Annotated in this window: 14 protein-coding genes; all 14 read right to left on the minus strand. The window is 52.0% G+C overall.

Annotated elements, in window-relative coordinates:
• Positions 1–4: 4 nt before the first annotated feature.
• A complete protein-coding gene (gene nadA / locus PCH05_RS23850; RefSeq protein WP_127606629.1) occupies positions 5–940 on the minus strand; it encodes a quinolinate synthase NadA in 936 nt (311 codons plus the stop codon).
• A 364-nt stretch (positions 941–1,304) separates the two neighbouring features.
• Positions 1,305–3,425 (minus strand): ATP-dependent zinc metalloprotease FtsH, encoded by a 2,121-nt coding sequence (gene ftsH, locus PCH05_RS23855; protein WP_127606631.1) that lies wholly within the window; start codon positions 3,423–3,425, stop codon positions 1,305–1,307.
• A 113-nt stretch (positions 3,426–3,538) separates the two neighbouring features.
• Entirely contained in the window at positions 3,539–4,078 is a 540-nt protein-coding gene (hpt, locus tag PCH05_RS23860) for a hypoxanthine phosphoribosyltransferase (protein WP_127606633.1), read from the minus strand.
• 47 nt (positions 4,079–4,125) lie between these two features.
• Positions 4,126–5,574 carry a tRNA lysidine(34) synthetase TilS gene (tilS, locus tag PCH05_RS23865; RefSeq protein WP_127606635.1) on the minus strand — a complete coding sequence of 483 codons (1,449 nt, stop codon included), beginning with the start codon at positions 5,572–5,574 and terminating at the stop codon, positions 4,126–4,128.
• A 26-nt stretch (positions 5,575–5,600) separates the two neighbouring features.
• Positions 5,601–6,548, minus strand: coding sequence for a serine/threonine protein kinase (locus PCH05_RS23870; protein ID WP_127606637.1), 948 nt, complete (start codon positions 6,546–6,548; stop codon positions 5,601–5,603).
• Complete coding sequence (locus PCH05_RS23875; protein ID WP_127606639.1) at positions 6,532–7,272, minus strand: vWA domain-containing protein; 741 nt, start codon at positions 7,270–7,272, stop codon at positions 6,532–6,534. Before PCH05_RS23875 ends, PCH05_RS23870 begins: the two co-directional genes overlap by 17 nt.
• A gap of 117 nt (positions 7,273–7,389) precedes the next feature.
• Positions 7,390–9,855: a stage II sporulation protein E gene (gene spoIIE / locus PCH05_RS23880; protein WP_371860582.1), complete on the minus strand. Its 2,466-nt coding sequence runs from the start codon at positions 9,853–9,855 to the stop codon at positions 7,390–7,392.
• Between the two features lie 410 nt (positions 9,856–10,265).
• The gene (locus PCH05_RS23885; protein ID WP_127606643.1) at positions 10,266–10,754 is read right to left on the minus strand and encodes a S1 domain-containing RNA-binding protein; all 489 of its coding nucleotides are present in this window, start codon (positions 10,752–10,754) and stop codon (positions 10,266–10,268) included.
• A gap of 126 nt (positions 10,755–10,880) precedes the next feature.
• A complete protein-coding gene (locus PCH05_RS23890) occupies positions 10,881–11,243 on the minus strand; it encodes an FtsB family cell division protein (protein ID WP_127606645.1) in 363 nt (120 codons plus the stop codon).
• Between the two features lie 57 nt (positions 11,244–11,300).
• The gene (gene yabQ, locus PCH05_RS23895) at positions 11,301–11,885 is read right to left on the minus strand and encodes a spore cortex biosynthesis protein YabQ (protein WP_127606647.1); all 585 of its coding nucleotides are present in this window, start codon (positions 11,883–11,885) and stop codon (positions 11,301–11,303) included.
• Entirely contained in the window at positions 11,882–12,163 is a 282-nt protein-coding gene (gene yabP, locus PCH05_RS23900) for a sporulation protein YabP (RefSeq protein WP_127606649.1), read from the minus strand. Before yabP ends, yabQ begins: the two co-directional genes overlap by 4 nt.
• A 220-nt stretch (positions 12,164–12,383) precedes the next feature.
• Positions 12,384–12,662, minus strand: coding sequence for an RNA-binding S4 domain-containing protein (locus PCH05_RS23905; RefSeq protein ID WP_127606651.1), 279 nt, complete (start codon positions 12,660–12,662; stop codon positions 12,384–12,386).
• Positions 12,663–12,935, minus strand: a complete 273-nt coding sequence (locus PCH05_RS23910; RefSeq protein WP_127606653.1) for an HU family DNA-binding protein — start codon at positions 12,933–12,935, stop codon at positions 12,663–12,665.
• Positions 12,936–13,209: 274 nt separating this feature from the next.
• Positions 13,210–14,700: a bifunctional methyltransferase/pyrophosphohydrolase YabN gene (yabN, locus tag PCH05_RS23915; RefSeq protein ID WP_127606655.1), complete on the minus strand. Its 1,491-nt coding sequence runs from the start codon at positions 14,698–14,700 to the stop codon at positions 13,210–13,212.
• Positions 14,701–14,735: the final 35 nt, after the last annotated feature.

Genomic DNA, 14,735 nt, shown 5'->3' on the forward strand with positions numbered 1-14,735 from the left:
CCTGCTAAACCTGTAACATGCGCTCTAAGGAAATGCGGGCTTGGTCTGCAACAGCCGGCGGCACATAAATCTGCGGCTTCATCGTTTCCAGACACTTCACCAATTTTTTGAGGTTGTTGACTTTCATGTTCGGACATACCAGATATTTCGTTGCGAAATGGAAGGTTTTGTTCGGGCTGTCGAGGCGCAGCTGATATCCCGTGCCATCCTCGGTACCGACGATAAATTCCTGGCAATCGGATTTTTTGCAGTAATCGATAATTGCGGTGGTGCTGCCGACGAAATCACCCATGGCCACAACTTCAGGACGGCACTCGGGATGCACGACGAACTGGGCGGTCGGATGCTTCGCTTTCATTTCGACAACGTCCTTGACGGTCAGCATATCGTGCGTGTTGCAGTACCCTTCCCAGATGATCATTTTTTTGTCGGTATGCTGCTGCACGTAATGCCCCAGGTTTTTATCCGGCACCCAGATGATCTCATCGCAGTCCAGCGACTGAATCACTTTGACGGCATTGGCCGATGTGCAGCATATATCTGTTTCAGCTTTGACGTCCGCGGAAGAGTTGATATAAGTAACGACTTTGGCATTCGGATGCTGCGCCTTCAGTTTGCGGAGACCGTCTACATTGACCATGTCGGCCATCGGGCAGCCTGCGCGTTCGTCCGGGATCAGCACCGTCTTGTTTGGAGCCAGAATCTTCGCGCTCTCCCCCATGAAATGCACGCCGCAGAATACGATGACGTCCGCATCCGTTTGCGCCGCTTTTTGGGCAAGTAAAAAGGAATCGCCGCGGAAATCAGCAACCTCCTGAATTTCGTCCCTTTGATAATAATGAGCAAGAATGATTGCGTTTCTTTCTTTTTTGAGCTGCATGAGCCTTTCCGTCAATTCGCGTTTTTGTTCCTCTTTATGCTGCAGCGCAAGAGCTTCCACCAGCGACCCACTCCTTTTATGAAGTCATGACATGATTAAAATGATTGTGAAAATTCTCTCAAAGTTGGGTGTCTAAGCTTCGAGGGCTTTTCAGTTACCAACTAATGTACACAAGGTTTCTCGGGCTGTCAATCCGCCCCAATGCGGCTCCGGCGCCGTTTCAGCAATCAGGAAAACGCTTTGCAGCGCGCTTTCATCCGCTTCCTTTTCATCTCATGCCCGCGTGAATTAAAAAATAAAATTTTAAATACGGTGAAATGCCTCTCCTCAAACAGCAAAAAAGCCCGGAGGACGATTGCCGTCGTCTTCCGGGCTATTCATTCTAAGCTATGGTACTAAGCAGCAAGGCCAAGGCCGAATCCGTTTAGGATCTGGACTCCGGAGGCGTGCCTCCATTGCCAGGATTTCCGTCGTTTCCAGGGCCTGGGTTCGGAACATCATTCGGAATGTCTCCAGGAAGGTCCGCCGGACCTTCCTGTGTGTTGTCATTCGTGATATTCTCAGGAACGTCATTCGGAATTTCACTCGTCGGCAGATCGGATGCATCATCCTTGCCTTGAATGCGGACGCGTACATCGCCAATGTTGTCGATGACAGGTGCGCCGCCTTCGGAGGAGCCTCCGTCTTCGCCGTCACGCGGTCCGTCTTCCGTCAGATATCCTTGCTCGATCAGTTCTCTGATCTGATCCAGCTCCAGTGTTTCCTTCTCAAGCAGCGTGTTGGCAATGAGATGAACTTCTTTGGAGTGCTTGATCAGCAGGTCCTTACAACGCTGATAACATTCGTTGGTCATGCGCTGCATTTCCTGATCGATTTCGTAAGCGATGGAATCACTGTAGTTCTGCTCATGTCCGAGATCGCGGCCCAGGAATACCTGGCCTTGGGTCGAACCGAACTGCAGCGGTCCAAGCTTCTCGCTCATACCGTATTCCATAATCATGCTGCGGACAATGCCCGTGGCCTGTTGGAAGTCGCTGTATGCGCCTGTACCGATTTCTCCGATGAAAATTTCTTCGGATACACGGCCGCCCAAGAGACCCGTTACTTTATCCAGCAATTCCTGCTTGGTTACAAGCATACGGTCTTCCTTCGGCATCATGATGACGTATCCGCCGGCACGGCCGCGAGGAATAATGGTAACCTTGTGCACCATATCGGCATTCTCAAGGAAATAACCGACGATGGTATGACCTGCTTCGTGATAAGCCACGATACGCTTCTCGCGGTCACTGATTACGCGGCTGCGTTTCTCCGTACCGACGATGACGCGGTCAATCGCCTCGTCAACCTCACGCATGGAGATGTCTTTCCGGTTGCGGCGTGCCGCAAGCAGGGCAGCTTCGTTCATCAGGTTCTCGAGCTCCGCACCCGTAAAGCCTGTGGTGCGTTTTGCAACAATATCCAGCTTAACATCTTTCGTCAGCGGCTTATTGCGCGCATGGACTTTCAGTACAGCTTCGCGGCCTTTTACGTCTGGGCGGTCCACCGTGATTTGACGGTCAAAACGTCCCGGACGCAGGAGTGCAGGGTCGAGGATATCGGCACGGTTGGTTGCCGCAACGATAATGATACCCTCGTTGCCGCCGAAACCGTCCATCTCGACGAGCAATTGGTTCAGCGTTTGCTCGCGCTCGTCATGGCCACCGCCAAGACCGGCACCGCGCTGACGGCCAACCGCGTCAATCTCATCGATAAAGATAATACATGGGGCATTCTTTTTGGCGTTCTCGAACAAATCACGCACACGGGATGCACCCACACCTACGAACATTTCCACAAAGTCGGAACCGGAAATGCTGAAGAATGGAACGCCGGCTTCACCAGCGACCGCACGGGCGAGGAGTGTTTTACCGGTTCCCGGAGGACCTACAAGCAATACCCCTTTCGGAATACGCGCGCCTACGGCGGCAAACTTGCGTGGATCCTTCAGGAATTCCACGACCTCAACGAGTTCCTGCTTCTCTTCATCGGCTCCAGCCACATCCTCGAATGTGACTCTCTTCTTCTCTTCATTATACAGACGGGCACGGCTTTTGCCGAAGTTCATGACTTTGCCTCCGCCGCCTTGCGCCTGATTAAACAGGAAGAAGAAGAGAATGAACATAATGACCAAAGGAATCATGGAAGATAGCAGCGTCAGCCAGATGCTTTCGCCTTCCATTTTCTTTTGGGTATATGTCATGCCGTTTTTGTCACTGGCATCCACCAGTTCCTGAATCGCGGCATCTGTAGCCGGAATGTAGGTTGAGAAGCTGTCGGATTTGACCCCGTCCGGTTTTTGATTATATTTACCGGTTACGAGATAGGCGTAACCGTCAAATTGAACCGTGATATCCTTCACATTGCCAGCCTTGATCTCTTGCCGAAATTCATCGTATCTAGGATTGTGAGCAGATTCACCGCTGTTGCTTACAAACTGGACAATGCCCACCACAACTAAAAAAAGAATCAAATAAAAACCAGAATTCCGGATGAACCGATTCATCCCCTACCTCCTCTCAAAACACTTTAATTATTTTACCATAGCCCGTCTGACCATCTCAACAGAGGTGGTATGAGCATGAACCAAGGATAGGTCCATAGGCTGGAGTATCACCATTAGTGGGAATAGATTTCCGGTTTCAAGATCCCGATGTAGGGCAAGTTCCGGTAGTGTTCGGCGTAATCCAAACCGTATCCGACGACAAAAGCGTCAGGTAAGGAGAAGCCCGTATAATCCGCTTCCAGATTTACGGTGCGGCGCGCCGGTTTGTCAAACAAGGTGACCACGCACGTCGATTTGGCGTTGCGGCTCTTCAGAAGTTCGATCAAATGGCTGAGCGTGAGACCGCTGTCGATAATGTCCTCAACGATCAGCACGTCGCGTCCTTCAACTGGCACATCCAAATCCTTGATGATTTTGACGACGCCCGACGATTTGGTGGACACGCCGTAGCTCGACACAGCCATGAAATCGAGTTCCATCGGCACTGTAATATTTTTAACCAAATCAGCCATGAAAATAAACGCACCTTTGAGCACGCAAATCACCAAAGGATTCCGTCCTTCATAAACCTTGCTGAGCTCTGCTCCAAGTTCCTTAATTTTCTTCTGGATTTCTTCTTCGCTGATGAGAACTTCTTGAATATCGTTTTGCAACTGAGCGAACCTCCTACGTTTATACTATGAAAGTCTTACAATGACCATTACAGTTGCTCCACTGCTGTATCCTCCAGACACATGTGGAGAACCGATGTCGTTTGTAACCCGACTGCTGCATGCATGGAGCGCCGGACCCCCGGTATCCAGATCATGTTGCCTGAACCATCAACTAACACAGGAATGCGGGAGCGAACGGATGGAGGTATCTTCGCGTCAATGAAAATATCTTTTACCTTTTTGCTTCCGTTTAATCCCATGACTTTCATGGTATCTCCAGGCAGCCTTGAGCGGAGTGTTAATGGAAACTTCAGCTGACCGGCATCAAAGACGGCTTCGGCGCACGAGCCAGCCATTTCAGAAAAATAACGGTCATGCGGCGACTGCACCTTCATTTTCAACGTTTTGCCAATCTCAGGAATAAAGAGCTCTGGAACAGCAGTTTGAAGCTCATATGTATAGCTCTTGGACTGCTCTGGCGGCTTTTGCATAAACCATATCATATCGTATTCGCGTATGCAGGCCAAGCCTCCTCCAATATCGAGGCTCCAGGTGGTACTTTTGTTCTGAATAATACCTTGGCGGATCAATTCAATCTTGTGAAAATCGGTGATTTCAATGCCTGCCGACAGATAATTTAATATTAGTTTAATCAACCTTCGTTGTAAAGCGACATGTAAGGCCAAAAAGGAAGGCGCTTTAAAGTAGAGCCTCCCACCCTTATGCTGCACCAAATCATGATAGGTATGATCGGCAGCCTGCTCCATGTAATCATCTTCCATACCCGCAATATCGGCCAGTTGAATCAGCGATTGCCGGATCTGTCCATTATATTGCCCCAAAAACGGGAGGACATCCAGCCGGATCGCATTTCTGCGGTACTGATTGGAGTGATTGGAGCTGTCTAGGGCATAGGCGTAGCCATTTTGCTCGCATATGCCCAAAAGGTCCGTTTTGTATATACGTAGAAAAGGACGAATGAGTTCCACATTTTTTTCGCGTCTTTTAATTTTCATGCCTTTGAGGCCTCCGGGGCCGCTTCCGCGGAGCAAGTGCAGCAGCACCGTCTCGGCCTGGTCGTCGGCATGATGGGCAAGCGCGATCGAAGCCGCCCCATACCGCTGCGCGATTTCATGCAAAAAAGCATACCGTTTGTCCCGCGCCGCCTCCTCCATTCCTTTGCCGCTTTCCTTCATATAAGAAGGAACATCGATGCGGACCCCCTCAAACGGCAGATGGAGCTCCCGCGCAAGTTCTTGGACAAGCTCCTCCTCTTGATCGGATTCTGCCCGCAGGCCGTGATGGACATGCGCACAAACAAGGTGCAGCGGGACATACTGCTGCGAAATGCGATGCAGGACATGCAAAAGAGCCACAGAATCCGGTCCGCCGGATACTGCGACTACGATGGTGTCGTGAGGCAGCCATAGGTCATCCTCCCGAGCCGTTCGGAGAACATGATCCATCAGCATATTCAAGTCAGTCCTGCTCTCCATTTGAGATCCCCTCTTCTAAAGCACAACTATGTATTCATCCAAGCCCAGAGAAAAGCCAGAAGCACGATGACGATCGATAAGGCAAACGCGTTCATCAGCCAGCGCGGCGTCTTGCCGGGCAGCCTGCCCACCAGCGCCGGTGCATAAATGGTATCCTTCCACAGCTTAAGCGCTTCCTGTGAACCGGAAAATTCCCCGCGGATTGCCCGGCGCAGCCACTCCGAATACGGCTTGAGCTTTGGACTCCGCTGGATCAAGGACAGCAGCTGTCCCGGACTCCGGGTCTGCGGCAGATGCTGCGCAGCGGTTTTTTTCAACTCTTCTTCGTTTAAAAGCTGAATAATGAGCACGGCAAAAGCAAACAGATCATAACCCTCATCGCTTGTGCGGGAGCCGGCATTCCAATAGCCTCTGTCATACCACTCCGTAAACTGCTTGACGCTCCGACCGATGGAGCTCACGCCGCCGTAATCGACCAGCTCGACCTGACCGACATCGGATACCATGACATTTTCCGGCTTCAAGTCGCCGAATATAAAGCCCGAACGATGCAGCCCGTTGAGCTTCTCCAGCAGTCGCAGACCGGTCAAACCCATCCATTCCTTCCCGCGTTTGCGCATGAAATGGCTCAGCGAGCTGCCACGGATGTAGCGCATCACATAGAACGGGATGTCTCCGTCCTCTCCCTTGAAGTCATCCACTTCCAACAAAAACGTGCGAGGCCCGTTTTTAAGCGGATCAGCGGCCTTGCGCTTCGATTGCAGCGACATCAATACATTGATCTCGGACTGCAAATCGAGCGTGTCATAGCCCATTTTAAGCGCATAAGGGTGGCTCGCCCCCTCCTTTTGCACCAGATACACAATCCCGTTGGCACCCTGACCCAGCACGCGCCGGATGATAAAGCGGCCCTTGCGCCATTTCCCCGTAATGACCATTCCGGCCGGATACGCCGGATTAGACGACGTAATCACCGAGCATCCCTTCTCCTTCATCGGTACTTCCCCGCCATGTTAGATGTTCATCTAGTGTACCATAACGGAAGAAATCAATCACCCTCATGATCGCGGGACCGGTCGGCGTTGCCCCTTTCATCTGAAGGCGCTGGAACAGAGATCGAAGCGTACCCGCATCGCGCGTCCAGTCGCTGTCCATTACCGCATGCTCTTCGCCGCGGCGGCCCGGGAAGTGGAATACCGCTAACTCGCTCATGCCCTCCCTGGCTTGAAGGCTGAGCATCAGATCGCGGATCGCGTCCTCGACCGCACTGAGCTTCGGCTTCATGCTGGCGCTTGCATCGATCAGAAGGGCAACCTTCAGCGGCGTCGTTTCGGTCATTTCATCGACGACCTGCACGACCTGCGAACGCTGCGAAGGCGGGAGATCCTCCAAAGCGGTCCCTCCCAATATTTGTTTTAGCTCTTTATTAACCGCCTGCTGAATGGTTTGAACCACTGTTTTCCGCGTCATCATTTGCATCGTCTGTGCAAGCTGCCTTGTCCCGACGATCCGGCTGATTCCCCCGCCTGCTTTGGCGATCTCCGCGATTTCCAGGCTGCCTAGCTCCCCGATCGTTCCGTAATCCACCACGCCCGCCACATTGACCGTAATCCCCTCCTGAAAAGCATGGGCTGCCGCCAGCACCGGGCTTGTCCCTACGTTCGAGCATCCATCCGTTATCAAAAGAATTTGTTTCACGATCTATCATCCTCCCAAAAGTGGCTTTCTCTACCCTCCTATCATTTCCACTTTTGAGAGATTCCAAACGCGCATCCCCTCCTTAAGCCGCATTTCCCGGGCAATGCTGAAGGCCGGTCAGCTCACCGTGCGCGGCCGTTCCATCCGCTCCAGACCAGGCACATGCAGCGTTGTCCATTCCGGGCGGAGGTGCTCGACTTTGCCTACGACGACCGTCATGTCGTCATGAATAATATTTTGCTGGTACCGGATCACTTTTTCCAAGAGGACATCGGCAATCTGCTGCGGATCCTCGCTGTCGATTTCCTGAATCAGCCGTTTCATCCACAGCTCTTTGTTCACCGCATGCCCTGGCGCATCATAAATTCCATCGGTCATCATGATGACAATGTCCCCGGCCTGCAGTGTCAGCGTAACCAGATCCACCTCGATATCCTGAATGATGCCGATCGGCAAATTGCTCGCGGACACTGGAATCACTTCGAGACCGCGTTTAATGAAGCTTGGTGTTGAGGCGATTTTCATAAAGGTCGTTTCGGCCGTATATTGGTCGATCAGCGCCATATCGACGGTCGCATATACCTCATCCGGGGAGCGCAGCATGAGAATCGAGTTGACGGATTTGATCGCCAGCTTTTCGTCCATCCCGCTCTGCAGCAGCTGCTCCAGAATCGACAGCGCGCTGCTGCTCTCCTGTTTGGCGCGTTCCCCATTCCCCATGCCGTCGCTGAGCGCGACCGCAAAGGTGCCGTTGCCAAGCTCCATCATGCTGAAGCTATCCCCCGACAGCAGATCTCCGCCTTTGGCCGCTCCGGCAATGCCCGTCGTAATCTCGAAGGTTTTGGCGGAGCCGAACATAACCGTGGCCAATCCGTCTTTGGAAGAAACAGCAGACTCTTGAAGAACGGCAACATGCTCGTCCAAAATATCCGAAAGCAGCGGTGCAATGATTTTCCGGCACTCGTCATAGCCCCGCGTAAATGCATGCACGATTTCAATCTCGACATGGCCCGGATCCAGACTGATGATCTCAATGCCCTGGATGGAGAGGCCGAGCTGTTCCAGCGCTTCGCGGATTTGCTCCTCCTGACGGTACATGGCTTGTCCTTCCCGTTGGATTTCCCGCGCGAGATCCTCCATGACCTGCGAAACTCCCGACAATTGTTCTGCAACCAGATGACGGCTGTCGTATATTTGGCGTTTCCACTGCATATCATGCTGGTAGAGGCTGTACTGCTGCTTCATCTCCTGAAGCACTTCACCGGTTTTCCCGCAGATCCGCATCCATTCTTTCGGAATCTGTTTATCCGTCATTTCCGGACGTTCTTCCACGGCGGTCATCACGTCGGTCATATATTTATAGGTTTGATAGAATTTTGCATCCCAGCAATGGTTTCTTTTCACGCAGCTTGAACAGACGCCTTCCGCTACGGCATTCATGAAATGATCCATTTCACCGCTGCGCTTGCTCACTTCCTCGGTACCGGCCATCTGGCCGAAGCTTTGAGACAGTTGCCGGAATACCTGGGAAAACTGGGTTACCCGCTCGGCTGTCAGATCACGGACTCTTTTGGCATACTCATGTTGGGATTTGCTGTGATCATTCGTGCCGGGCACATATTTGGAAATCATCGTGATGACCGTTTTCGGTGTCAGTAAAAATAAAACGATGGCCGCGCAGGACTCCCAAGTCGATGTCATTACATCTTTCGGTCCGCTGAAATATATAGATAGAATCGAGGAGCCGAGCAGCATCCCGAGCATCACTGCTCCCTTCCTGCCTTCACGCAGCATGCCGGCCAGCATGCCGGAAAAAGCGAGCAGGCTCATCTGGTAAATCGCCGATATATCGGCAAGGCTGAGGATCAATCCGGTTACAACCCCTACCGAGGCCCCGAGCGGCGCACCGCCCACCAATGCAAAGAGGAGAATGAGATAACGTGACAGCACATGCTCCACGGACAGGGAATATACCGTCCAGCCTACCGCCCCTGTCATTACGGAAGCCAGCAGAATGATCAGACATAGAATTTCTTCGCTGCGCAGCTGATAATTTTTCTTGCGGTAGGTGAATACGGGGATCGCTTGGATGAACACCAGCGTGAGCACGAAGCTGAGAACGGCGTCCAGCGAGCCCATCATCAGCGTGTACCAGGTAAACGGCGGGCCGGTCATGATCGTAAACAGCTTGATGACAAAGGAAGAGACGAAAACCATCAGAGGCGCATACGACAATTCGGCATGCTCGAAAGCGTTCAATCCGCGGTGGATTAAATAAAATATGAGAAGTTCCGACGCAACGATCAGCGGTGCAGGAAACGGGGCAAACAAGCTGCCTGCAATGAGCGCGACGGATACGGGCAAGAGATAATCACGGCGCATAAAGGCAATGACGGCAAAGTAGGCGATCGCAAATGGCGACAGTTCGTTCAAGATCATGGCTTTCCCCAGCAAAAACGCCATCAGCGTCAGCAGCAGCATCCACTTCTTGGCTGCAAACAGCTGAAGCGGGCGCTGGAGCATCGGAAGGCCTCGCAGCCTGCCCATCCAGCCGTTATCCTCCGTCACCGCTTCTGATTGCATCGTTTTAAATCCGGGAATGTTTATGTTCAACTTCTCCATGTGACTTCGCACCACCATTTCGTATGATTTGATGGTACCCATTATAGTGTCCCTGAAACATGAAAGTTTGTCATAACAGCGGACGGGCTTCAAAAAACTTTCCGACAAAAAAGCCCGTCCTGCGAAATGTCGGGAATCGCATGCGGTACCCTTTAGCCATAACCGTTTGCGCGTTCCTGAAGCTGACGCCGGCTGTAAAGACTTCACTGCCCGGCTCCAAGAATCCGCTAGCGATTGCGAAAGACAGAGCCGGAAAACCGTTGGATGCTGTCGGTAATTTTTTTTGGAGCGACAAAAAAACCGCAGCAGGCTCGAACCTGCTGCGGTTTATCTCAATTCAAGTCTTTGGCGCACGCGCCGGAAGCATGATACTACATGCGTTTGGCGCCGCGTCCTCCGCGCTTGGATTCCGTTTGTTTCTTGATCGAAGAAATGCGCTCTTCGCTATCCTTCAGGAAACGTGACATTTTATCCTCAAACGAAGTTTTGCTGGCTGCAGGCTTGAATGGGCGCCCGCCACGTTCACGATTATAGCCTCCACCGCCGCCGCCAAAACGCTCTCCACTTCCGCCACCGGTACGTTCCGGTCTTGGTCCTCTCGGAGGCCTAGCTTCGGATGCCGGTTTATCGACAGCTTGTTTGATGGAAAGTCCGATCTTGCCGTCCTTGTCGACATTGATCACCTTCACGGTTACAACATCATTGATCTTCAGGTGATCGTTGACATCCTTGACGTAATTATCGGCGATTTCCGAGATGTGAACGAGACCCGTGACACCTCCTGACAGATCCACAAATGCTCCAAAATGCGTTATGCCTGTCACCTTGCCTTCTAACTTGGTGCCCACTTCGATTGCCATAGAATAAAATGATCCTCCCTTAAAAATATACAACAAGATTTGAGTCAAACCTTGGCTGTGGTGATTTGATTATACATAAAGCGCAAACCGAGGTCAACTGAGTAATAACCCAGTTTCAGCGCGATATTACGGGCTTGTTTCCTCCGTATGGATGGGGGTTTCCCCTGGTAAATACATTCCGAAATTCTTGCGTGCCAGCTGTCCGATGTATTCGGGATCGTTCAGCCTCTTGACGTCGTTGTTCAGCTGCATTTCGGTGTTCTTCGTCGTATCGTGCTCCACCTTCTTCTTGGAGAGCTCGGCACTCTTGGCCGAAATTTGCGATTGCTGGGAAATGTAGGTGTAGCCCGCCCAACTCATAAAGACAACCATAAAAGAAACCCAGATCATGATCCGCCTGCGCGCACCGGCACTTTTGACGGTTTTGCTCTCCTGCGTGGTTCTTGCCGTTTTTGTCCGTGCTTGCTCTTTGGCAGCATACTTTCCCATGGGTCTCCTCCTTCTAAAGGATTGGCATCCTGATTATTAGGGCAGCTGCATCCTTCCCTATTCCTCATCCTTACGGAACCACTTGTTCCACAGAACGATCGCAGCCTTGACTGGCTTGTCAAGCCACTTCGGCGTCCGAAGACGCGAGGTGATCGGCCTTGCCATCCACTTGGCCAACTTCCAGAAAGGCAGCAGAATTTTCAGCACGACGTGGAAAACAAACATCAACAAGCCGCCGAGCATGACAGCCAGTCCCTTCAGCAGCTTCAGCAGCAGCCGGATTGGCGTCCATACCATAAGCCTGAAAAGTCGCTTCAGCACATCGATTAAATAACGCACTACCTTTATTAACATTACCACAAATCGCTGAGTTGTAACACTTAAGAATAAAAAATATAACCATACTCCTAGAAAGAGTCCCACGAATACGTAGAACCGAAGCTGCCCGTAGTTGCTTACATACAGCATTCGGAACACAAAAAGGGCTGCCCCGCACCAATAGAAGAGGTCCAGAACATGGAGGGTCCATCTCGGAAAATGCAGCTGGCCCGACAGCACCCGGTAGCTGTCATAGGCCAGTCCCATCGCCGCTCCCGAAAACAGCATCCAGAGCAGGGTGATCCACTGAATATGCGGACTCATTTAAACAGCTTGCCGAGCATTCCCTTATTTTTGCCGTGTGAACCGGGATCCAGGTAAATCAGGGAATGGACCATACCTTCAATGGAGAGCAGGCCTTCTTCCAGGCTTAAGTTTTTGATATGTAAATTCTGTCCTTTGATAGTCAGGTGTCCAAGCTCGGTATGGAGCAGAAATTCTTCACTGTCAAAGCTCTCCACGTTATGGACTCCCGTCAGGTTCAGCTGCTTGCGGTTAAGCATATGCAGCTCATGCTGCTTGCTTTTGGCTGGCTCGATCATGGCATGTACCCCTCCTTCTTACCAATAGCTTATGGAGGGGATATGCGGTTTAGAACCATGCATCGCCGAAGAACTTGAGCCGTTTCCGGTCATGGATTCAGCCTGTAAAAACGTCTATCTCGCCTGGAGGTTTCGTCTTTCGGATGGCTATAAAAAAAGCATGGCACCCCCCGAATGCTCGGGAGGTGCCTGTATATGCTGACTATGAAAGTGCTTGCCGTTACCAGTTCAAACCGTTATCTTTTGCAATCGGCTCTTCCTTGACCAAGGAATACAGGCTTGTCGCCTCATCCTTGCGGGTGCTCTCGGCGAGGCGTTCCACCTTCACGGTGACGAGCTTCTGACCGAACTGAACCGTGATCTCGTCGCCGATCTTCACGGTGCTGCTCGGCTTGGCTTCCCTGCCGTTAATGAGAACCCGTCCTTGATCCGAGACATCCTTGGCTACGGTACGCCGTTTAATCAGCCTGGATACCTTCAGGAATTTGTCGACACGCATTTATTTTACGGCTTCTTTAAGCTTGTTGCCTGCTTTGAACGCAGGTACGTTAGCTTCTGGAATTTCAATGGTCTTGCCGGTTTGAGGGTTACGACCCGTACGTCCGGAACGCTTGCGAGTTTCGAAGGTACCGAAGCCGATCAGTTGCACTTTGTCGCCGCTTGCCAGAGCATCTGTGATTTCACCAAGGAAACCGTTCAGAACGGACTCCACGTCTTTTTTGGTCAAGCCGCTTTTAGTCGAAATGTTGTTGATCAAGTCTGTCTTGTTCATAAATTATTATCCTCCCAATATACAAAGAAATAAGTATTGGCGCGTCATGGATGCAGGATGTTGCATTCACTACCGCAAATTTTCATGAGTATGGTTATTCTGGATGCCTTACCCGAATTCCTGCTTCGAGCTGCCAAAATTTTATCATTTATGAGGAAATTCTTGTCAAAAACCCTAAACTCGACGCAATTCCCTCAGAAATATAGTAAATTTTAGCAATCAGGCGCTTGGGTTGCCTCAATGCAGTCCCTGTCCCAAGCAGGTCGAGTCCTTATCATACCTGATTTTTTGCCTGTTGCCAAATTTCGTCCATTTCCTCCAGGCTGCTTTCCTGCACGGTCTTGCCTCTTGCTTTCAGCTCTTCTTCAATAAAACGGAACCGTTTGATGAATTTGCGATTGGTTCGGGCCAGAGCCTCTTCCGGATCGGCATGAAGGAATCTCGCTGCATTGGAAACCGCAAAAAGCAGGTCCCCGAGCTCCGCCACTTGCTCTTCAGGATCGAAGCCCTGCTCGACGGCTTCGCGCAGCTCCCCGAGCTCCTCTTCGATTTTGAGGAAAACATGGCCGATCTGATCCCAGTCGAAGCCGACCTTGGATGCCTTTTTCTGCAGCTTGTACGCCTTCATCAGCGCAGGCAGATCGCGTGGAATGCCGTCGAGAACGGAAGCCTCCTCCGGCATCAGTCCCTTGCGGCGCTTCTCCTCCGCCTTCATTTGCTCCCAGTTTGCAAGCGCGGCATCGGCATCTTCGGCCTGATTTTGCCCGAACACATGCGGATGGCGGAAGATAAGCTTGTCGTTCAGCCCTTGAATGACGTCAAAGACGTTAAAGGTTCCGACTTCCTCCTCCATCTGGGAATGCAGCATGACCTGCAGCAGCAGGTCTCCGAGCTCCTCCTGCATATGCTCCGGATCATCCTCGTCGATCGTTTCGATGACCTCATACGTTTCCTCGATCAGGTTCTTGCGGATGGATTCATGCGTCTGCTCCCGGTCCCAAGGACAGCCTCCCGGGCTGCGCAGAATGCCGACGATCTCATGAAGCCGGGCAAAGGTGCGCTGGCGCAGCATATCATCCTCGCTCCGGGGCACGTAGATGAGAGACAGATTCCCATATCCCTCCACCCGATCAAGTTCATAGACAGGCACCTGGAGGATCTCCTCCTGCCCGTCCACGCCGAGCGCATGGCCGACGGTCACCAGGTAATCATCCGGATACAGCTCCATCAGCGCCAGCTTCACGTCCGAGGCTGTAAATGCGTCATATACCTGTCCGATAACGGTATGCAGCTGCGGTTGAAGAAGGCTTGCATTCAGGCCGCTGGCATCGAGCAGCTGGAAGCCCTCGATCGGATCGAAGCCGAGCCGTACGAACGCTTCATCCAGAAAGGATTCCCCGCCCAGAATGCTCAGCCCGATGCCTTCGTTCGCGCAGCGTTCCCGCAATATCTGCACCGTGGATTCGGCCACCATCGGATGGCCCGGAACGGCATAGACGATCACGCTGCCTTCATCTGCCGTCGCCGCTTTTTCAAGCAAAATGTCGGCGATGGACGCGTAGACCTCGGGAAAGGAATCCCGGGCCTCGTAAATATGGTCAAACGACTGGATGGCTACCTTCAGCTCGTCCAGCACGGACATCACCGGATGCTCCTTGGTCCGGACGTATACCTCCGATGCCGTCTGCAATGTTTTGACAATCCCCATCGTCAGGCGATCCGGATTTCCGGAGCCCAAGCCGACTATTGTTATGGATGCACTCACCCTTCATTCCCCCCGCTCTATCAATCATTCTTCCG

It is taken from the genome of Paenibacillus chibensis (genome assembly GCF_004001045.1).
GTDB lineage: Bacteria > Bacillota > Bacilli > Paenibacillales > Paenibacillaceae > Paenibacillus_AQ > Paenibacillus_AQ chibensis.

Excerpts from the sequence above, each read along its gene's own strand:
- ftsH (WP_127606631.1), bottom strand. The coding sequence starts at position 3,425 with ATGAATCGGTTCATCCGGAATTCTGGTTTTTATTTGATTCTTTTTTTA.
- tilS (WP_127606635.1), bottom strand. The coding sequence starts at position 5,574 with ATGGAGAGCAGGACTGACTTGAATATGCTGATGGATCATGTTCTCCGA.
- spoIIE (WP_371860582.1), bottom strand. The coding sequence starts at position 9,855 with ATGCAATCAGAAGCGGTGACGGAGGATAACGGCTGGATGGGCAGGCTG.
- PCH05_RS23885 (WP_127606643.1), bottom strand. The coding sequence starts at position 10,754 with ATGGCAATCGAAGTGGGCACCAAGTTAGAAGGCAAGGTGACAGGCATA.
- PCH05_RS23890 (WP_127606645.1), bottom strand. The coding sequence starts at position 11,243 with ATGGGAAAGTATGCTGCCAAAGAGCAAGCACGGACAAAAACGGCAAGA.
- yabQ (WP_127606647.1), bottom strand. The coding sequence starts at position 11,885 with ATGAGTCCGCATATTCAGTGGATCACCCTGCTCTGGATGCTGTTTTCG.
- yabP (WP_127606649.1), bottom strand. The coding sequence starts at position 12,163 with ATGATCGAGCCAGCCAAAAGCAAGCAGCATGAGCTGCATATGCTTAAC.
- PCH05_RS23905 (WP_127606651.1), bottom strand. The coding sequence starts at position 12,662 with ATGCGTGTCGACAAATTCCTGAAGGTATCCAGGCTGATTAAACGGCGT.
- PCH05_RS23910 (WP_127606653.1), bottom strand. The coding sequence starts at position 12,935 with ATGAACAAGACAGACTTGATCAACAACATTTCGACTAAAAGCGGCTTG.